This is a genomic window from Streptomyces sp. NPDC059696, from assembly GCF_042733745.1.
Taxonomy (GTDB): domain Bacteria; phylum Actinomycetota; class Actinomycetes; order Streptomycetales; family Streptomycetaceae; genus Streptomyces.
The window spans coordinates 195,501-218,252 of record NZ_JBHWFG010000012.1 but is presented as its reverse complement, the minus strand read 5'-3'; the positions used below and the strand labels follow the sequence as shown (position 1 = coordinate 218,252).

Here is a 22,752-nt window from a genome sequence, read left to right as displayed (position 1 = left end):
CCGGCCCAGGGAATTCGACCGCTCCTGAGCCGCCCCCCACACCCCCCCCCCGCCCGCCCCCCCCCACCAGGGGCGGCCGGGCCGTGCTCTGTCGCCACCATGGCCAGATAGCTCCGGTAGAGCCGGAGTATGGGACCGCTCGCGAGGATGAACAGCACGATGCCCGCAGCCTGACGGACGTGATCCCGGGCCGCGGAGCCCGCTGCGGCCGACTGGCCGTCAGCACCACTCATCATCCGACGAGGAGACCTGTCATGGCCGACGAGCGTGCCGACGACCGTATCTACCACGTGGTCCTCAACGACGAAGAGCAGTACTCGATCTGGCCGGCGGACCGCGACATCCCGGCCGGCTGGCGCGCGGCGGGGACCACGGGAAGCCGTGAGGAGTGCCTCACCCGCATCGGCGAGGTCTGGACGGACATGCGCCCGCTGAGCCTGCGCCGGCGCATGGAGCAGGCGAGCGCCTGACCCCCACCCCCACCGCCGTCGGCCTGCCGCTGGCGAGTCGGGCGCCACCGCGCCGCACCCCATCCACCGCTGACCACCCAGGAGTACCCATGAAGTCCGAGTCGGCACGGAACGGCTCGCTCGACGAGGCCATCACCGTCCATGAACTCGTCGCGAAGCAGGCGGCTCGGACGCCGGACGCGATCGCCGTCACCGACGGGTCACAGAGCCTCACCTACGCGGAACTGGCCGAGCGGTCGGGCCGGCTGGCCCACCTCCTGCGCGACCACGGAGTGGTCGCGGACTCCAGGGTCGGGATCTGCCTGGGCCGCGGTCTGGACCTGGTGACCGCAGTACTGGGCGTGTGGAAGGCGGGTGCGGCGTACGCGCCGCTGGACCCGGCCCAGCCGAGCGCCCGGCTGGCATGGCTGCTGCGGGATCTGGGAGCCGGTCTCGTCCTGACCGACGGGGCGACGGCGCCCACCGTCGAGCGCGCGGGGGTGCGCGCACTGGACCTGTCATCCGCCGACGCCCGCCGGGAGCCGGCCCGGCGCCCGGCCGACGGCCCGGCCGTCGAGGTGGACCCGGCCCAGGCGGCGTACGCCATCTACACCTCCGGATCCACCGGCCTGCCCAAGGGTGTGGTCATCACGCACGAAGGCATCGCCAACCGGGTCCGCTGGGCGGTGGACACGCATGAACTCGGCTCACGGGACCGGGTGCTGCAGAAGACGGCCGTCACCTTCGACGCCTCCTGCTGGGAGATCTTCGCCCCGCTCGTCAGCGGCGGCACGCTGGTGCTCGCCCCGGCCGGAGCCGAGCGCGACCCCGCCGCCCTCCTGCGGGCGGTGGCCGAGCACGACGTGACCGTCCTCCAGGTCGTCCCCTCGGTCCTCCAGGCACTCGCCGAGGAGTCCGGCTGGGAGCAGTGCACCGCGCTGCGGCTGCTGTTCTCGGCCGGTGAACCGCTGCACGCCGAACTGGCCCAGCGTGTCCTGGCCCGGCGGCCCGGCCTGACCGTCTGGAACACCTACGGCCCGACCGAGTGCGCCATCGACGTCACCGCGCACCGCTTCGACCCGGCCGTCACGACCGGCCCGGTGCCCATCGGCCGGCCCATCCCCGGCATGCGCGTGCTGGTCCTCGACGCGGCCGGCGCCCCCGCCGCCGTCGGCGCACCCGGCGAACTGCACGTCGGCGGTGTGGGCGTGGCCCGCGGCTACCTCGGCCGACCGGACCTCACCGCGGACCGCTTCGTGCCCGACCCCTACGGGAAGACCGGCGGCGCCCGCCTCTACCGCACCGGCGACAAGGTCCGCTGGAACCGCAACGGCTACCTGGAGTACCTCGGCCGGTTCGACGACCAGACCAAGGTGAACGGCGTCCGCCTCGAACCCGCCGAGATCGAGGCCGCGCTGGTCACCCACCCCGCTGTCAAGAGCGCCGTCGTCGTCCCCGTCAAAACCGACGACGGAGCCACCCGGCTCGCCGCCCATGTGCTGACGCACACCCCCGAAGTCCTCGGTCAGCTGCGGGACTTCCTGCGTGACCGGCTGCCCGAGACCCACATCCCGGCCGCCTTCATGGACGCGGGCGAGTTCCCGCTCACCGCGCACGGCAAGGTCGACCGCTCCGCGCTCGCCGCCCGGGGCCTGGAGGCCGGTACGGCCCGTACGGCGCCCCGCACCGACGCCGAGAAACTCGTCGCGGAGATGTGGGGGCAGCTGCTGAAGAGCGAGGACATCGGCGTCCACGACGACTTCTTCCAGCTCGGCGGCTCCTCGCTCCAGCTCACCCGGCTCGCCAACCAGCTGCGCGCCGCAGCCAAGCGGGACATCCCGCTGCGTGGCCTGCTGACGGCCACCACCGTCGAGGCGCAGGCCCTGCTGATCTCCCCCGAGCCCGCCGAGACGGCGGCTCCCACCGCGCAGCCGAAGGACCCCGACGGCATCCCGCCGGTCCCCCGCGGCACCACCCTGCCGGTCTCCTCGGGGCAGCGCCGGCTGTGGGCCCTGGACCGGATGAACCCGGGCAGCGCCGAGTGGGTGGCCGGTGTCTTCCTGCCGGTCGCACCGGAAGCGGACACCGACGCGGTACGCCGCGCACTGGACGCCCTGGTCGCCCGCCACGAGTCGCTGCGCACCCGGTACGTCACCGTGGACGGCGAGCCCCGTCAGCACATCGACAGCCCCGCCCCCGTGGCGCTGCGCGAGACGGACACCACCCGGGAGGGGCTCGCCGACCTGCTCGGCACCGCGCTCGGACACGGCTTCGACCTGGAGCGCGGACCACTGGTGCGGGCCACGCTGGTGCGCACCCTCGACGACGGGCAGCGGGTCCTGGTGCTGGCCGTGCACCACATCTGCAGCGACGGCTGGTCGACGCAGGTCCTCCAGCGGGACTTCCACGAGCTGCTCAACGCCGCCGTCACCGGCCGCGACCCGCTCCTGCCGCCGCTCGGTGTGCAGTACGCCGACTACGCCGACTGGCAGCGATCCCGGCTGACCGACGAGGTGATCGAGCGCGAACTCGCCTACTGGCGCGCCGCGTTGGACGGCTCCACCCCGGTGGCTCTGCCCACCGACCGGCCCCGGCCCGCCTCCCGCGACGGCCGTGGTTCGGTGGCGGCGTTCACCGTCGCGGCCCCCGTCGTGACGGCGCTCACCGACCTCGGCCGCAGCCGGGGCGCCACGCCGTTCATGACGCTGCTGACCGCCTACGCCACGCTGGTGGCCCGCCACACCGCACAGTGGGACCTGCCGGTCGGCACGCCCGTCGCCGGACGCGACCGGCCCGAACTCGAGGACGTCGTCGGCTTCTTCCTGAACAACGTGGTGCTGCGCTGCGGGCTGGACGCGGACCTCACCTTCGTCGAGGCGCTGGACCGCGTCCGTGACGCCTGCCGGGACGCCTTCGCCCACCAGGATCTGCCGTTCGACCTGCTCGTGGAGGACCTGGCTCCCGAGCGGGACCTGTCCAGGACGCCGCTCTACCAGGTCGCCTTCGACCTGCATGACCAGGAGTTCACCGGACGCGCCACGTCCCTGGAGGACACCGGCACCGTCGTGGACTCCTGGCGCCTGGCCCACACCGACCTCACCCTGCTGATGCGCCGGACCGCCGACGGCGGTATGGAGGGCGCCTTCGAGTACGCCACGGCGCTCTTCGAGCCCGCCACGATGGAGCGCCTGGCCGACCGGTTCCAGCACCTGCTGCGGGCGGCCGCGGACGCCCCGGCCACCCGGCTCGCCGACCTGCCCGTCGTGCCCGCGCGTGAGGCCGAGCTGCTGACGCTGTGGTCGGTGGGTGCGGGGCCGGTGGTGGAGCGGCCGGTGGTGGAGATGTTCGAGGAACAGGCCGCCCGGGTGCCGGAAACGGTGGCGGTGGCCTGCGGCGAAGCGTCCGTGTCCTATGCGCAGCTGGATGCCCGGGCCAACCAGCTGGCGCATCACCTGCGGGCACTGGGCGTGGGCCCGGAGTCCCTGGTCGGTGTGCTGCTGGAACGGGACATCGACCTGATGGTGGCGCTGTTGGCCGTGTGGAAGGCCGGCGCCGGCTACGTCCCGCTCGATCCCGCACTGCCCGGCACGCGCGTGACGGGCATGCTGACCGACGCCGGAGCCCGGGTGCTGATCACCCGGGACGCACCCGACGACGGCTTCGACGGCACACTCGTCGACCTCGACACCGACGCCGACGTGATCGCCGCTCGTGTCTCGACCCGCCCCGAAGGTCAGGTCGACGCCGACAGCGCCGCGTACGTGGTGTTCACCTCCGGCTCCACCGGCCGGCCCAAGGGAGTGGTGGTCTCCCACCGCAACCTCGGCAACCACGTCGGCTGGGCCGTGCGCGAACTGGCCTCGTGCGGCCAGGGCGGCGGCGCGGTGTTCTCCTCCGTCGCCTTCGACCTGGTCGTCCCCAACCTGTGGGCACCCCTGTGCGCGGGCCAGCGCGTCGCACTGCTGCCCCCCGCCTCCGGCCTGGACGAACTGGGCCCATGGCTCCTGCAGCAAGGCCCCTTCAGCTTCCTCAAGCTCACCCCCGGCCACCTGGAAGTCCTCTCCCACCAGGTCACCCCCGAACAAGCCACCCGCCTCGCGGGCGTCATCGTGGTGGCCGGTGAAGCACTCGCCGGCTCCCTGGGAGCACGCTGGGCGGGCTGGCTCGGCGAAGGCCGCCTGATCAACGAATACGGCCCCACCGAAGCCTCCGTCGGCACCACCATCCACCCCGTCCCGGCCGACGCCGAAGGCATCGTCCCCATCGGCCACCCCCTGCCCGGCATGCGCGTCCACATCCTCGACGCATCCCTGCAACCCGTACCCGTCGGCGCCCTGGGAGAGCTCTACGTCGGCGGCACCGGCGTCGCCCGCGGCTACATCGGCCGACCCGAACTGACCGCCCAGCGCTTCGTCCCCGACCCCTACGGCGAACCCGGCGCACGCCTCTACCGCACCGGCGACGTGGTGCGCTGGAACACAGCCGGAGCGGTGGAATTCCTCGGCCGCGCCGACGACCAGGTCAAGATCCGCGGCTACCGCGTCGAACCCGCCGAAGTAGCCGCAGTCCTCACCCAGTCGCCCATGGTGAGCGAAGCGGTCGTCATCGCCCGCACCGACGACGGCGAAACCCGCCTGGTCGGCTACATCGTTCCGGCCGACGGCCCCGGCACCGCACCCACCGACGACCTGGCCGCCCACCTCGCCGAGTCACTGCCCGACTACATGGTGCCCTCCGTCCTCGTCGAGCTCGACACCATGCCGCTGAACGCCAACGGCAAGATCGACCGCAAGGCCCTGCCCACCCCCACCCACGACACCGGACAGGCCGGGCGGGTCGCGCCGCGCAACGGCGTGGAGGAGCGGATCGCCGAGCTGTGGGAGGACGTCCTCGGCACAGCCGAGTTCGGCGTCCACGACAGCTTCTTCAAGGTCGGCGGCAACTCCATCCTCGCCATCCGCCTGATCGCCGCCCTGCGCGGCGAGTACGAGATCGACCTCCCGGTCCGTGCCCTCTTCGAAGGGCCGACCGTCGCCGCGCTCGCCGACTCGGTCGAGACCTGCATCAGAACCGAAATCGACATGATGTCCGACCGAGACGTGGCGGACTCGATGCTGCCGAAGGAGCAGAACCGATGAGCAACGGGGGCCACGAATCCAAGGCCGTTCCTTCCGCGGCGGGAACCGACCGTGAGGAACTGCTGCGCCGGCGACTGGCCGGCCGCCGGACGGGCGGCCGCCGCTCGGTGATCCCGAAGGCCGACCGCGGCGCGCCCCTGCCGCTGGCCGCCGGGCAGCAGCAGATGTGGTTCCTCAGCCGGCTCGACCCGGACAGCACCGAGTACCTGATTCCCCTCGTGGTGCGCCTGCGCGGCGCGCTGGACGTCTCCGCGCTGGAGCGTGCCCTGGGCGAGATCAGCGCACGGCACGAGATCCTGCGTACCCGTTACGCGATGACGCCGGACGGACAGCCGGTCCAGATCGTCGACGCGCCCGCCGAGTCGACCGCGGTCCTGACGGTGGAGCAGGTACCCGGCGGTACTGCCGCCGAGCGTGAGCGCCGGCTGACCGGGCTGGTCGCGGCGCACACGGCGGCCCCGTTCGACCTGGAGACCGAGTGGCCGTTGCGGGCCCGGGCGTTCCGCCTCACCGAGAACGACCACGTCCTGTGCCTGGTCTTCCACCACATCGCCTGCGACGCCTGGTCCACCCGCATCCTGCTGACCGAGATCAGCGCCCTGTACGGCGCCTTCACGGCCGGACGTCCGTCCCCGCTGGAGCCGCTGCCGGTGCAGTACGCGGACTTCGCGGCCTGGCAGCGCGAGCAGCTGTCCGGCGAGGGTCTTCAGCGGCAGCTCGCGCACTGGCGCACGGCGCTCGACGGCGCGGCCCCCACCGAACTGCCCACGGACCGGCCCCGCCCGGCGACGCGCAGCTACGCGGGTGCCGAGGTGTTCTTCGACTTCCCCGCCGAGCTGCCTCAGGCGGTGCGCGAACTCGCCGCCGCGCAGGAGACGACTCCGTTCACGGTCATGATGGCCGCCTTCCAGGCGGTCCTCGCCCGCAGCACCGGACAGAGCGACATCTCCGTCGGCACGGTCGTCTCCGGCCGCGCGCGTCCGGAGCTCCAGTCGCTGATCGGCTACGGCATCAACAGCCTGGTCCTGCGCGGGCACTGGGACGAGGACACCGACCCCGCCTTCACCGACCTGCTCGACCGCACGCGCCGCACGGTCCTGGACGCCTTCGACCACCAGGACGTGCCGTTCGCCCAGCTCGTGGACGAGCTCCAGCCGGAGCGCGACCTGTCGCGTACGCCGCTGTACCAGATCGCGTTCACGATGCACGAGTCCCGGCTGGACGCCGTCGACCTGCCGGGTCTGCGCGTCGAGCCGTACTCCGGCGGCGCACCCGTGGCCAAGTGCGACCTGACGCTGCAGGTCGAGGAGTCGACCGACGGCTCGTTCCACGGGCGCGTCGAGTACGCGAGCGCCCTGTTCGACCGGGAGACCGCACAGCGCACGGCCCGCCACTTCCTGCAGCTCCTCCAGAGCGCCGTGGCCGCCCCGGCGACTCCGATATCCCGGCTGAGCATGCTCGACCCGGCCGAACAGGCCATCGTCAGCGGAAGTCTCGACGGGCACCGTCCGTCGGCCGCGGTGGAGCGGTGTGTGCACGAGATCTTCGCGGAGCGTGCCGCGGCGACGCCGGACGCGGTCGCGGTGATCGCGGGCGGGGTGGAGCTGACCTACGCCGAGCTGGACCAGCGGGCCAACCAGCTCGCCCATCACCTGCGTTCACTGGGTGTGGGCCCGGAGTCGCTGGTGGGTGTGTGCCTGGAGCGCGGGCCCGACCTGATGCCGACCCTGCTGGGCGTGCTGAAGGCGGGCGCCGGATATCTGCCCCTGGACCCGGCCAACCCGGCGGACCGGTTCGGGTTCGTGCTGGCGGACGCGGGTGCGCGCGTGGTGGTCACCTCCGGCGAGCTGGTCACGGTCCTGGACGGGGTCTTCGACGGTGAGCTGGTCGTGCTGGACCGGGACGCGGAGACGATCGCCTCCCAGCAGCGGACCGCGCCCGAGACGTCGGTGGCCCCGGACAACATCGTCTACGTCATCTACACCTCCGGCTCCACCGGCCGCCCCAAGGGCGTCACGCTCGCCCACACCCAGGTGGTGCGACTGCTGGAGACAGCCCAGGAGCACTACGGCTTCGACGAGCACGACGTGTGGACGATGTTCCACTCCTACGCCTTCGACGTGTCGGTGTTCGAGATGTGGGGTGCGCTGTTCCACGGCGGGACCCTGGTCGTGGTCGAGCGGGAGGTGACACGCTCCCCGGAGGACTTCCTGGACCTGCTGGTCGAGCACGAGGTCACGGTGCTCTCGCAGACGCCGACGGCGTTCCGTTCCCTGGTGGCGGCCGCGGGCCAGGACGACCCGCGTATCGGGCGGTTGGCCCTGCGTGCGGTGATCTTCGCGGGTGAGAAGCTGGAGGTCGGCGAGCTGCGTCCGTGGACGGACCGGCTGGGCCTCGACGCCCCGCACCTGGTGAACATGTACGGCATCACCGAGACCACCGTCCACACCACCTACTACCGCATCAGCGACGAGGACTTCGATCCCGCTGCCGCCAACCGCGTCGGCTACCCCCTCAGCGACCTGCGTGTCTACCTGCTGGACCGCTTCGGTGAACTGGTGCCGGTCGGTGTCCCCGGTGAGATCTACGTCGGTGGTCCCGGGGTGGCCCGCGGCTACCTCAACCGGCCCGAACTCACCGCCGAACGCTTCGTTCCCGACCCCTTCGGCCCCGCCGGCTCACGCCTCTACCGCAGCGGCGACCTCGCCCGCCGCCGCCCCGACGGAAGCCTGGAGTTCCTGGGACGCGCCGACGACCAGGTCAAGGTCCGCGGCTACCGCATCGAACCCGGCGAGATCAGCGCCCGACTGTCCGAGCATCCGGCCGTGCGCGAAGCGGTCGTCGTCGTCCGCGACGAGCGCCTCGTGGCCTACCTCGTCGTCGACGGCGCACTGCCCTCCACCGCCGAGCTGCGCGCCTTTGTGGCGGGCGCGCTGCCGGAGTACATGGTGCCGGCGGCCTTCGTCGAGCTGGAGCGCATCCCGCTCACGGTCAACGGCAAGCTGGACCGCCGCGCCCTGCCCGAGCCCGACGCCTCCGTCGAGACCGGTCGCACCTTCGTCGCTCCTCGCACTCCCACCGAGGAGCGCGTGGCGGAGGTCTGGCAGGACGTGCTCGGCGTCGAGCGCGTCGGTGTCGAGGACGGCTTCTTCGAACTGGGCGGGGACTCGATCCGCGCCGTCGCCCTGGTGGGCGCCCTGCGAGCGGCCGGATTCGACGTGGCCGTCCGCGACGTCTTCGAGCACCGCACGGTCGCCGGCCTCGGTGAACTGATCACCGGCCTGCCCGCTCCGCAGCCCGAGCAGTTGTCCGTCGAGCCCTTCTCCCTCATCGGCGAGGAGGACCGGGCCGGGCTCCCGCAGGACGCCGTGGACGCCTACCCGCTGTCCCAGGTCCAGCTCGGCATGATCGCCGAGCAGTTCGCCGACGACCGCCGGAACAACTACCACAACGTCAGCCTCTTCAGGGTCCGCGACGGTCGTCCCTTCGACGCCGAGGCCCTGCGTGAGGCTGTCGGCATCCTCGTGCAGCGGCACGAGGTGCTGCGCAGCTCCGTGCACCTCGACGGGTTCACGGTGCCGTTGCAGATCGTCCGCCGGGCCGCGCAGGCCCCGGTGTCCGTGCACGACCTGCGCAGGGTGGAGGACGCCGACGCGCGCGAGCAGGCGCTGCGGAGCTTCGTCGCCACGGAGCGCCGGCAGGTGTTCGACCTGACGACGGCCCCGCTGCTGCGCGTGTCCGCGCACCTGGAGAGCGACGAGGCCTGGTGGCTCGGTATCACGGAGTCCCATGTCCTCCTGGAGGGCTGGAGCGTGAACACGCTCTACAGCGAACTGCTGGAGGTCTACGGCTCGCTGCGTGACGGCGCCCGCCCGGCACCCCACCAGGCGCCTCCCGTACGATTCGCCGACGCCATCGCCGCGGAACTGCGGGCGCTGGAGTCGAAGGAGGACCGCGCGTACTGGCGTGACGTGGTCGCCGAGCACACCAAGTTCGTCCTCCCGGCGGGATGGCACGGGGACCTGTCCGCCCCGGCCGAACCCGTGGGTACGGCGTTCCGCATGAACGACCTCCAGCCGGGTCTGCGCGCGCTGGCTTCGGCGGCCCAGGCCTCGATGAAGAGCGTGCTGCTGGCGGCGCACCTGAAGGTGATGAGCCAGCTCACCGACGAGGACGCCTTCCACACCGGCGTCGTCCACCACACCCGTCCGGAGGCCCCGGGCGCCGACCGGGTCCTCGGCATGCACCTCAACACCCTGCCGTTCCCGGCCGACCGGTCGGCCCGCACCTGGCGCGAGCTGGTCCAGCAGGTCTTCGCCCGGGAGATGGCCAACTGGTCCCACCGCCACTTCCCGATGCCGGCGATCCAGCGCGAGGCCGGCGGCGGCAGCCGGCTCGTCGACGTCTTCTTCAACTACCTCGACTTCCACCAGGTCGACGGTGAACTGGTCGACGAGGCGGCGGAGATGGGAGAGAACCCGAACGAGTTCTCCCTTGCCGTGACGGCGATCAGCGGCGTGCTCGGCGTGCGCGGCGACTCGCACGTCATCAGCCACGCCAACGTCGAGCGCCTGGTCGCGATGTACCGGGCGGTGCTGGAGTCGATGGCCGCGGATGCCGAGGGTGACGCGCGTGCGGTGTACCTGCCCGCCGGTGAGCGGGAGGCGCTGCTCGGTGCGGTGTCGTCCGTGCCCAGCGCCGCGGTGATGCGGTGCGTGCACGAGATCTTCGCGGAGCGTGCCGCGGCGACGCCGGACGCGGTCGCGGTGATCGCGGGCGGGGTGGAGCTGACCTACGCCGAGCTGGACGCGCGGGCCAACCAGCTCGCGCACCACCTGCGTTCACTGGGTGTGGGCCCGGAGTCCCTGGTGGGTGTGTGCCTGGAGCGCGGCCCCGACCTGATGCCGACCCTGCTGGGCGTGCTGAAGGCGGGCGCCGGATACCTGCCCCTGGACCCGGCCAACCCGGCGGACCGGCTCGGATTCGTACTCGCGGACGCCGGTGCACGCGTGGTGGTCACCTCCGGCGAGCTGGTCACGGCCCTGGACGAGGTCTTCGACGGTGAACTGGTCGTGCTGGACCGGGACGCGGAGACGATCGCCTCCCAGCCGCGGACCGCGCCCGAGACGGCGGTGGCCCCGGGCAACATCGTCTACGTCATCTACACCTCCGGCTCCACCGGCCGCCCCAAGGGCGTCACGCTGGCGCACGCGCAGGTGGTGCGGCTCCTCGACACGATGCAGGAGCACTACGGCTTCGACGAGCACGACGTGTGGACGCTGTTCCACTCCTACGCCTTCGACGTGTCGGTGTTCGAGATGTGGGGGGCGCTGCTGCACGGCGGAACCCTGGTCGTGGTCGAGCGGGAGGTGACACGCTCCCCGGAGGAGTTCCTGGAGCTGCTCGTCGAGCGCGAGGTCACGGTCCTGGCGCAGACCCCGACCGCCTTCCGGTCGCTGGTGGCAGCGGCAGGTCAGGGCGATCCCCGAAGTGGACGGTTGGCCCTGCGTGCGGTCGTCCTCGCGGGTGAGAAGCTGGAGGTCGGTGAGCTGCGTCCGTGGACGGACCGGCTGGGCCTCGACACCCCGCACCTGGTGAACATGTACGGGCCGACGGAGACGACGGTCTACTGCACCTACCACCGGCTCACTCCGCGCGACCTCGTACCGGGAGCGGTCGCACCGATCGGACGCCCCCTCAGCGACACCACCATGCACCTGCTCGACCAGTTCGGCGAACTCGTCCCCATGGGCGCACCCGGCGAGATCCACGTCGGAGGACCCGGCGTCGCCCGCGGCTACCTCGGCCGACCCGAACTGACCGCCGAACGCTTCATACCCGACCCCTTCGGCCCGCCCGGCGCACGCCTCTACCGCACCGGAGACCTCGCCCGACGCCGCCAGGACGGCAGCCTCGAATTCATCGGACGCACCGACGACCAGGTCAAACTGCACGGCTACCGCATCGAACCCGGCGAGATCAGCGCCCGCCTGGCCACCCACCCCGCCATCCGCGAAGCAGTCGTCATCGTCGGCGACGAACGACTGATCGCCTACGTCGTCCCCGACGGCGAACTGCCCGCCACCACCGAACTGCGCACCTTCGTCGCCCAGGAACTGCCCGAGTACATGGTCCCGGCCGCCTTCGTCGAGCTGGAGCGCATCCCGCTCACCGTCAACGGCAAACTCGACCGCCGCGCCCTGCCCGCACCCGACGCCTCCGTCGAGACCGGTCAGCCCTTCGTCGCTCCTCGCACTCCCACCGAGGAGCGCGTGGCGGAGGTCTGGCAGGACGTGCTCGGCGTCGAGCGCGTCGGTGTCGAGGACGGCTTCTTCGACCTGGGCGGTGACTCGATCCGCGCCGTCGCCCTGGTGGGCGCCCTGCGAGCGGCCGGATTCGACGTGGCCGTCCGCGACGTCTTCGAGCACCGCACGGTCGCGGGTCTCACCGAGCTGATCACCGGACGCCCCGCGGTGACGGACGCCGACCGGCGCGTCCAGCCGTTCGCACTGATCGGTGACCAGGACCGGGCCAAGCTCCCCGAAGGCGTCGTCGACGCCTACCCGCTGTCCCAGGTCCAGCTCGGCATGGTCGTCGAGATGCTCGTCGACGACAGCCGGAACAACTACCACAACGTCAGCGGCTTCCGGATCCGTGACGACCAGCCCTTCGACGCCGACGCGCTGCGGAAGGCCCTGCAGCTCGTCGCCGGGCGGCACGACATCCTGCGTACGGCGTTCGACATGCACACCTACGCCGTGCCGATGCAGGTCGTGTACGCCGAGGCCGACGTTCCGCTGGCCGTGCACGACCTGCGGCGGCTGGACGAGGACGCGCGCCGACAGGTGCTGCGGGACTTCGTGGCGACCGAGCGGGACACCGTGTTCGACCTGACCGCGGCGCCGCTGCTGCGGGCCGCCGTCCACGTGGAGGACGACGCCGGCTGGCGGCTGTCCTTCACCCAGACCCACGCCATCACCGAGGGCTGGAGCCAGCACGCGCTGCTGACCGAGGTGGTCTCCTGCTACCGGCGGCTGCGGGACGGTCTGGAGCCCGAGCCGTACGAGGCCCCCGCCGTGCGCTTCGCCGACTTCGTGGCCGGCGAGCTGGAGTCCCTGGCCTCCGCCGAGGACCGCGCCTACTGGCAGGGCATCTGCGAGGAGTACACGCCGCTGTCGCTTCCGGGCACCCTGTCCCCGGCCGGCGAACCGGACACGGACTACACGGTCGTCGTGCCCCTGCGGGACCTGGAGGCGCAGCTGCGCGCGTTCGCCACCCGGTCCAAGGTGTCGCTGAAGAGCGTGCTGCTCGCCGCGCACGTGAAGGTGATGAGCCAGCTCACCGACGAGGAAGCGTTCCACACCGGACTGGTCTGCGACGCGCGCCCCGAGGCGCTGGGCGCCGACCGGGTGCCGGGCATGTACCTCAACACCCTCCCGTTCGCCGTGGACCGCGGCGCACGCACCTGGCGCGAGCTGGTCCGGCAGGTCTTCGCCCGTGAGGTCGAGCTCTGGCCGCACCGGCGCCATCCGCTGCCCGAGATCCAGCGGCAGGCCGGGGGCGGGCGGCTCCTTGACGTGATGTTCAACTACCTGAACTTCACGGGTGCCGTCGACACCGACGTCGTCGACGTCGACGCGGGTCTGGGCGCCGGCTCGATGGAGTTCTCGCTCGCCGTGACCACGGCGGCCGAGGGTCTGGTCCTGAAGACCGGCACCCAGCACTTCAGCCGGGCCGACGGCGAGCGGCTGGCCGCGATGTACCGGGCGGTGCTGGAGTCGATGGCGGCGGACGACGAGGCCGACGCGGTCGTGCCGAGGCTGCCCGCCGGGGAGCTGGAACGGATCCTCGGCACCTGGAACGACACGGGTGCGGAGCAGGTCGACGCCTGCCTGCACGAGCTGTTCGAGCAGCAGGTCGAGGTGACGCCCGACGCCGTGGCCGTGGTCTGTGAGGAGGTCGAGCTCACCTACGCCCAGCTCAACGCGCGGGCCAACCGGCTCGCCCACCACCTGCGGGGCACGGGTGTGCTTCCGGGCACCCTGGTCGGCGTGTGCGTGGAGCGGTCGGTCGAGCTGCTCGTCACCGTGCTCGCGGTGTTCAAGTCGGGCGGCGTGTACGTGCCGTTGGACCCGGACTACCCCGCCGAGCGGATCTCCCACATGGTCCGCGACGCCAAGGTCGCCGTCCTGGTCACCCGCGACGCACTGCTTCCGCTGGTCGAGGGCAGCGGCGCCACCGAGGTACTGCTGGACGACGAGGACCGCTGGAGCGGTCGCAGCGAACGGAACCCGGAGCCCGTCACCGGCCCGGACGACGCCGCCTACCTCATCTACACCTCCGGCTCGACCGGCCGTCCCAAGGGCGTGCTCTGCGACCACCGCGGCCTGGTCAACCGGCTCGACTGGACGCAGCGCACCTATCTGCGGCTGACCGCCGCCGATGTGGTGCTGCAGAAGATCCCTATCGGCTTCGACCCGTCACTGGCGGAGATCTTCGGCCCGCTGATGGCCGGCGCCCGGATCGCGGTGGCCCGGCCCGGCGGTCACCGGGACCCCGGCTACCTGCGGGCGGCGATCGCCCGGTACGGCGTCACGAACCTGCACTTCGTGCCGTCGATGCTGGCCGCCGTCCTCGCCGTGGACGACCTGTCCGAGCTGCGCTCCCTGCGGATCGTCGTGTCCGGTGGCGAGGACCTCCCCGTCGCCCTCGCGAAGGAGTTCACCACCCGTCTGACGTGGGCGGAACTGCACAACCAGTACGGTCCGTGCGAGGCCGCGGTCGACGTCACGGCGTGGCACTGCGCACCCGACAGACTGGACGGGCTGCACCGTGTGCCGCTCGGCTCACCGATGCAGAACGTCACGGTCCACGTCCTGGACGCCGGTATGCACCCGGTCCCGGTCGGCGCCCCCGGCGAGCTGTACATCGGCGGTGTCAACCTGGCCTTCGGCTATCTGAACCGGCCCGACCTGACGGCGCGTTCCTTCGTGCCGGACCCGTTCGGCCCGGCGGGCGCCCGGCTCTACCGGACCGGCGACCGGGCGCGGTGGCGGGCCGACGGCACCGTCGAGTTCCTGGGCCGCACCGACGACCAGGTCAAGATCCGCGGCGCACGGGTGGAACCCGGCGAGACCGAGGCGGCGCTGAGCGCCCTGCCCGAGGTGTCGAGCGCCGTCGTCGTGGTGCGCGAGGACAGCGCGGGCCTGCCCCGGCTGGTCGCCTACGTCGTGCCGGCCCCGGGACGGTCGGCCGACCCGGCCGAGCTGCGCGCCCGGCTCTCCAACGAGCTGCCCGAGGCGCTGCTGCCGTCGGCCTATGTGCGGCTGGACGCCATGCCGCTGGGCGCGAACGGCAAGGCCGACCGGCGTGCCCTTCCCGCTCCCGGCGTGGACGCCTTCGCGGCCGGCGAGTACGTGGCTCCGCGCTCCTGGCTGGAGGCCCGCGTGGCGGCCGTCTGGAGCGAGGTGCTCGACCTCGACCGGGTGGGTGTCGAGGACGGCTTCTTCGAGCTGGGCGGCGACTCCATCCGCGCCGTCGCCCTGGCGGGCGCACTGCGCGGTGCCGGCTTCGAGGTCGGTGTGCAGGAGGTCTTCGAGCACCGCACGGTCGCGCAGCTGGCCGTGATGCTGGCGGGCCGTGCCCCGGCCGGCGGGCCGGTCGCGGACGAGAACGCCGTACAGCCGTTCGCGCTGCTGCCGGAGACGGACCGGGCGCGGCTGCCCGAGGACGCGGTCGACGCCTACCCGCTGACGCAGGCGCAGCTGGGCATGGCGGCCGAACTGCTCTCCGGGGACGGCCGGAACAACTACCACAACGTCACGATGGTCCGGGTCCGGGACGACGGCCCGTTCTCCGCCGAGGCGCTGCGCTCCGCCGTGGCGCTGCTGGTGGAGCGGCACGAGGTGCTGCGGACGTCGGTGCACCTGTCGGGCCACTCGGTGCCGCTGCAGATCGTCCACCGCACGGCCGAGGTGCCGGTCGGCTGGGCGGACCTGCGCGGGACGACGGACCGCGCGAGCGGCGAGCAGCGGCTCGTCGACCACGCGGCCCACGAGCGCGCCACACTGTTCGACCTGTCCCGGCCGCCGTTGCTGCGGGTCTTCGCCCATCTGGAGAGCGACGACGCGTGGTGGCTGACGCTCACCCAGTCGCACGTCATCCTGGAGGGCTGGAGCCACCACTCCCTGCAGACGGAGCTGCTGGACTGCTACCGGATGCTCCGGGACGGCCGCGAACCGGAGCCCTATCAGGCGCCCGCCGTGCGTTTCGCGGACTGCGTGGCCGGTGAACTGGAGTCCCTGGCCTCGGCCGAGGACCGTGCCTACTGGGAGCGGGTCGCCCTCGACCACCGCCCGTTCGCGCTGCCGGACGACTGGGCCGACACCTCGGGCCGTCCGCAGGAGGTGTACAGCGTCCGCGTCCCGGTCGACGATCTCGCCGACCGGCTGCGGGCCCTGGCCGCCGACGCGCGGGTCCCGGTGAAGAGCGTGCTGCTGGCGGCGCACCTGAAGGTGATGAGCCAGCTCACCGAGGACGACACCTTCCACACGGGCGTGGTCTTCCACACCCGTCCGGAGGCCCCGGGCGCCGACCGGGTCCTCGGCATGCACCTCAACACCCTGCCGTTCCCGGCCGGCCGGTCCGCCCGGACCTGGCGGGAGGCGGTGCGCGAGGTGCTCGCCACGGAACTGGCGGGCTGGCGTCACCGGCGGTACCCGATGCCGGAGATCCAGCGCCAGTGGGGCGGTGGCCGCCGCCTGGTCGACGCCTACTTCAACTACGTCGACTTCCACCAGGTCGACACGGACGTCGTCGACACCGGGACCGGCATCAGCGACGCCCCCAACGAGTTCGAGCTGTCCGTGCACAGCCACGGCACCCACCACCTGACCCTGGCCACGCACACGCATGCCGTCAGCCGTGCCAACGGCGACCGGCTGGCAGGGATGTACCGGGCGGTGCTGGAGTCGATGGCCGCGGATGCCGAGGGTGACGCGCGTGCGGTGTACCTGCCCGCCGGTGAACGTGAGGCGCTGCTCGGTGCGGTGTCGTCCGTGCCCAGCGCCGCGGTGGAGCGGTGCGTGCACGAGATCTTCGCGGAGCGTGCCGCGGCGACACCGGACGCGGTCGCCGTGATCGCGGGCGGGGTGGAGCTGACCTACGCCGAGCTGGACCAGCGGGCCAACCAGCTCGCGCACCACCTGCGTGCACTGGGCGTGGGCCCGGAGTCCCTGGTGGGTGTGTGCCTGGAGCGCGGCCCCGACCTGATGCCGACCCTGCTGGGCGTGCTGAAGGCGGGCGCCGGATACCTGCCCCTGGACCCGGCCAACCCGGCGGACCGGCTCGGATTCGTACTCGCGGACGCGAAGGCGCGGGTCGTGGTGACCTCCGGCGGCCTCGGTCCGGTGCTCGAGGACGTGTACGACGGTGAACTGGTCGCACTGGACCGGGACGCGGAGACGATCGCCTCCCAGCCGCGGACCGCTCCCGAGACGGCGGTGGCCCCGGGCAACATCGTCTACGTCATCTACACCTCCGGCTCCACGGGCCGCCCCAAGGGCGTCACGCTGGCGCACGCGCAGGTGGTGCGGCTGCTCGACACGATGCAGGAGCACTACGGCTTCGACGAGCACGACGTGTGGACGCTGTTCCACTCCTACGCCTTCGACGTGTCGGTGTTCGAGATGTGGGGTGCGCTGCTGCACGGCGGAACCCTGGTCGTGGTCGAGCGGGAGGTGACGCGTTCACCGGAGGAGTTCCTGGAGCTGCTCGTCGAGCGCGAGGTCACGGTCCTGGCGCAGACCCCGACCGCCTTCCGGTCGCTGATCACCACGGCGACCGCGCCGGGCGAGAAGCGGCTCAAGCAGCTGTCGCTGCGCGCGGTGGTCCTGGCCGGCGAGAAGCTGGAAGTGGCCGACGTACGCCCGTGGACCGAACGGCTCGGACTCGGCCGTACCGCGCTGGTGAACATGTACGGGCCGACGGAGACGACGGTCTACTGCACCTACCACCGGCTCACTCCGCGCGACGTCGTACCGGGAGCGGTCGCACCGATCGGACGCCCCCTCAGCGACACCACCATGCACCTGCTCGACCAGTTCGGCGAACTCGTCCCCATGGGCGCACCCGGCGAGATCCACGTCGGAGGACCCGGCGTCGCCCGCGGCTACCTCGGCCGGCCGGAACTGACCGCCGAACGCTTCATACCCGACCCCTTCGGCCCGCCCGGCGCACGCCTCTACCGCACCGGAGACCTCGCCCGACGCCGCCAGGACGGCAGCCTCGAATTCATCGGACGCACCGACGACCAGGTCAAACTGCACGGCTACCGCATCGAACCCGGCGAGATCAGCGCCCGCCTGGCCACCCACCCCGCCATCCGCGAAGCAGTCGTCATCGTCGGAGACGAACGACTGATCGCCTACGTCGTCCCCGACGGCGAACTGCCCGCCACCACCGAACTGCGCGCCTTCGTCGCCCAGGAACTGCCCGAATACATGGTCCCGGCCGCCTTCGTCGAGCTGGAGCGCATCCCGCTCACCGTCAACGGCAAGCTCGACCGCCGCGCCCTGCCCGCACCCGACGCCTCCGCGATCAGCACCGGGCGCGGCCATGTCGCCCCGCGCACCCCGCTGGAGGAACGGGTCGCCGCGATCTGGCAGACGACCCTGGGCGTGGAACGGGTCGGCGTCGAGGACGGCTTCTACGAGCTGGGCGGCGACTCCATTCGCGCCGTGATGCTGGTGGGTGCCCTGCGGGAGGCCGGGTACGACGTCACCGTCCGCGAGACCCTGGAGGCGCAGACGCTCGGCGCACTGTGCGAGCGGCTGTCGGGCCGGCCGGCCGACGGCGGCCCCCTCACCTCGGCGGCGGTCGAACCGTTCGCCCTGATCGGGGACGCCGACCGGGCACTGCTGCCCGAGGGCCTGACCGACGCCTACCCGATGATGCAGAACCAGATCGGCATGCTGGTGGAGATGCTGGGTGCCGGTGATCGGCTCAACTACCACCTCGTGACGTCCCTGCGGGTCCGGGACGGCCGGCCGGTGGTGGAGGAGGCCATGCGGTCCGCGGTGGCGGAACTGCTGCGCAGGCACGATGTGCTGCGCACCTCACTGGAGCTGGACCGCTACTCGGTGCCCATGCAGCTGGTGCACGCCGACGTGCCCACGCCCGTGCGGTTCTTCGACCTGAGCGACCGCAGCGAGAGCGAACAGGAGCATGTGCTGCGGGAGTTCGTCGCCGAGGAGAACGCGACGGCGTTCGACCACGCGGCCGGGCCCCTGGTGCGTATCGCGATCCACCAGTGCGCCGACGGGAGCTGGCAGTTCACCATCGCGCAGTCCCATGTGATCCTCGAGGGCTGGAGCTTCAGCGGGCTGCTGACCGAACTGCTGGAGATCTACCGTGCCCACGCCGACGGCCGTGATCCGGAGCGGCTGCCCGCCCCGGCCATACGGTTCGCCGACACCGTCGCCGCGGAACTGTCCGCGCTGTCGTCGGACCGGCACCGCGACCACTGGCGTTCCGTCGTCGTCGGCCGGGAGAAGTTCACCATGCCCGAGGGCTGGGGCGACGCCGGAGACACCGATCCGGAGAAGTACAAGCTGGAGGTCGGTTTCGACGACCTGACGGACGGGCTGCAGCGTCTCGCGGCGGCTGCGAAGGTGTCGCTGAAGAGCGTGCTGCACACCGCGCACCTGAAGGTGATGAGCCAGCTCACCCGTGAGGAGGAGTTCTTCACCGGCCTGGTCGCGCATGTCCGGCCCGAGGCGGTGGGCGCCGAGCGGGTGTACGGGATGTACCTCAACATCCTTCCCTTCGCGGTCGCTCGCACGGCCGGGACGTGGCAGGAGATGGTGCAGGACGTGTTCCGGCAGGAACTCGGCATGTGGGAGCACCGCAACTTCCCGATGCCCGCCGTCCAGCAGGAGTTCGGCAACGGCAGCAAGCTCGTCGACGTGTACTTCAGCTACCAGGACTTCAGCGGTAGCGACACCAGCATGATCGACGCCTCCGCCAGCACGGGGAACAGCACCAACGAGTTCGGCTTCTCGGTGTCGACGTCCCCCGGCCGCATCAACCTGCGGGCCGACTCGCGCACCCTCAGCCGTGCGCACGCGGCCCGGCTGGCCGGCATGTACCGCGCCGTCCTCGAGGCGATGGCCGCCGACCCGAACGGCGACGCCCGGCTCGTCCTCCTGCCGGAGGAGGAGACGAAGACGCTCACCGACTGGTCGGTGGGTGCGGGGCCGGTGGTGGAGCGGCCGGTGGTGGAGATGTTCGAGGAACAGGCCGCCCGGGTGCCGGAAACGGTGGCGGTGGCCTGCGGCGAAGCGTCCGTGTCGTATGCGCAGCTGGATGCCCGGGCCAACCGCCTGGCGCATCACCTGCGGGCACTGGGCGTGGGCCCGGAGTCGCTGGTCGGTGTGCTGCTGGAACGGGACATCGACCTGATGGTGGCGCTGTTGGCCGTGTGGAAGGCCGGCGCCGGCTACGTCCCGCTCGATCCGGCACTGCCCGGCACGCGCGTGGCGGGCATGCTCGCCGACGCTGGAGCCCGGGCGCTGATCACCCGGGACGCACCCGACGACGGCTTCGACGGCACCGTCGTCGACCTCGACACCGACGCCGCTGTGATCGCGGCCCGTGCCTCGACCCGCCCCGAAGGTCAGGTCGACGCCGACAGCGCCGCGTATGTGGTGTTCACCTCCGGCTCCACCGGCCGGCCCAAGGGAGTGGTGGTCTCCCACCGCAACCTCGGCAACCACGTGGGCTGGGCCGTGCGCGAACTGGCCTCGTGCGGCCAGGGCGGCGGCGCGGTGTTCTCCTCCGTCGCCTTCGACCTGGTCGTGCCCAACCTGTGGGCACCCCTGTGCGCGGGCCAGCGCGTCGCACTGCTGCCCGCCACCTCCGGCCTGGACGAACTGGGCCCATGGCTCCTGCAGCAAGGCCCCTTCAGCTTCCTCAAGCTCACCCCCGGCCACCTGGAAGTCCTCTCCCACCAGGTCACCCCCGAACAAGCCACCCGCCTCGCGGGCGTGATCGTGGTGGCCGGTGAAGCACTCGCCGGCTCCCTGGGAGCACGCTGGGCAGGCTGGCTCGGCGAAGGCCGCCTGATCAACGAATACGGGCCCACCGAAGCCTCCGTCGGCACCACCATCCACCCCGTCCCGGCCGACGCCGAAGGCATCGTGCCCATCGGCCACCCCCTGCCCGGCATGCGCGTCCACATCCTCGACGCAGCCATGCAACCCGTACCCGTCGGCGCCCTGGGAGAGCTCTACGTCGGTGGTGTCGGTGTGGCCCGCGGCTATGTGAACCGGCCCGAGCTGACCGCGGAACGGTTCGTGCCGGACCCGTTCGCCGAAGCGGGCGGGCGTCTGTACCGCACCGGCGACGTGGTGCGCTGGAACACAGCCGGAGCGGTGGAATTCCTCGGCCGCGCCGACGACCAGGTCAAGATCCGCGGCTACCGCGTCGAACCCGCCGAAGTAGCCGCAGTCCTCACCCAGTCGCCCCTGGTGGCAGAAGCCGCCGTCATCGCCCGCACCGACGACGGCGAAACCCGCCTGGTCGGCTACATCGTTCCGGCCGACGGCCCCGGCACCGCACCCACCGACGAACTGAGCACATACCTCGCCGAGTCACTGCCCGACTACATGGTGCCCTCCGTCTTCGTCGAACTCGACACCATGCCGCTGAACGCCAACGGCAAGGTCGACCGCAAGGCCCTGCCCACCCCCACCCACGACACCGGACAGTCGCAGCACGTGGCACCTGGCACGCCCACCGAGCGCAAGCTCGCGGACATCTGGAGCGAGGTCCTCGGCAAGGAGCGGATCAGCGCGACGGACAGCTTCTTCGAGCTGGGCGGACACTCGATCCTGGTCATCCAGGTCATCGCGGCCGCCCGCCGGGAAGGGCTCCCGCTGTCGCTGTTCATGCACTACCAGGCTCAGGATCTGGCGGAGCTCGCCGCACTGGTCGACGCGGCCGCCGTGCCCGAGACGGACGCCGCCGGCACCGGGCAGCAGGCGGAGCCTTCGGTGCCGTCGGCCGGAACGGCGTTGTCCGCCGCTCTGCCCGCAGCGCTGGACCGGCACCGGGTTCCCGGAGCCCTCGTCGCCGTGGTCGAGGGCGGTGAACTCGTCGCCGTCGAGGGCTTCGGCTCCCTGACCGCGGGCGGGGGCGAGCCGGTCACCCAGGAGACCGTCTTCCACGTCGGCTCGCTGAGCAAGCACATCACCGCGCTCGGCGTGCTCAAGCTCGTGGACGAGGGGCGGCTGGACCTGGACGCGGACGTCAACGAGTACCTCGTCGGCTGGCGGGTGCCCGCGGACACCGACGCGGTGCCGGTGACCGCCCGGCACCTGCTGGGGCACCTGTCCGGGCTCACCCCGACCCCGGGCAAGGGCTTCCGGCGCAACGACGGCCCCGTGCCGTCGCTGCTCGACCTGCTGCACGGCAGAGCCCCGGCGACGACGCCCCCGGTCGGGCGTGAGGGTGTTCCCGGCAGGGAGTTCCGCAAGGCGAACGTCCACTACTCGGTGCTCCAGCAGCTCATGACGGACGTCACCGGCCGCCCGTTCGACGAGCTGATGCGGGACCTCGTCCTCGAACCGCTGGGCCTGCGGGCCACCAGCTTCGACCAGGCCTTCCCCGAGCGGTCCGGCCGCCCGGTGGCTCTGGGGCACGACGAGGAGGGCCGACCCGTCGAGGGCGGTTGGTTGATCCGGCCGGACCAGGCGGCGGCCGGTCTGTGGACGACCGCCGCCGACCTGGCGAAGGTCGCGCTGGAGATCCGCCGCTCCGCCCTGGGCCGCCCGCTCAGCCTGCTGTCGAAGACGACGGCGCAGCTCATGCTCGCGCCGAGCAGCGACAGCTTCTACGGCCTGGGCACGGTCGTGGACGCCACGAACGACGAGGTGCAGTTCGGTCACGCCGGCTCGCCGGTCGGCTACCAGGCGGTGTCCCTCTGCCATCTGCGCAGCGGTGACGGCTTCGTCGCCCTCACCAACGGCGCGGCCGGCAAGGACGTCGTGGCCGACATCGCCGAAGCGCTGGGCCACGGTGCCCGGCGGTCCTCCCCGGGCCTCGACGGCCAGGGCTGACCCGCAGGCGTCGGCGGACCGATCCCCCCGGTCCGCCGGCGCCCTCCA

3 protein-coding genes are annotated in these 22,752 nt (G+C 72.1%); all 3 read left to right on the top strand.

Annotated elements, in window-relative coordinates:
- Window positions 1–254 precede the first annotated feature (254 nt).
- The 3 genes from ACFV20_RS16200 to ACFV20_RS16190 all read left to right on the top strand — a co-directional run bounded on the left by ACFV20_RS16200 (window position 255) and on the right by ACFV20_RS16190 (window position 22,704).
- Window positions 255–470, top strand: a complete 216-nt coding sequence (locus ACFV20_RS16200; protein ID WP_356767897.1) for an MbtH family NRPS accessory protein — start codon at window positions 255–257, stop codon at window positions 468–470.
- Window positions 471–559: 89 nt separating this feature from the next.
- Window positions 560–5,587 (top strand): amino acid adenylation domain-containing protein, encoded by a 5,028-nt coding sequence (locus tag ACFV20_RS16195; protein WP_385656869.1) that lies wholly within the window; start codon window positions 560–562, stop codon window positions 5,585–5,587.
- Window positions 5,584–22,704, top strand: coding sequence for an amino acid adenylation domain-containing protein (locus ACFV20_RS16190; RefSeq protein ID WP_385656866.1), 17,121 nt, complete (start codon window positions 5,584–5,586; stop codon window positions 22,702–22,704). The genes ACFV20_RS16195 and ACFV20_RS16190 overlap by 4 nt, the downstream gene beginning before the upstream one ends.
- Window positions 22,705–22,752 lie beyond the last annotated feature (48 nt).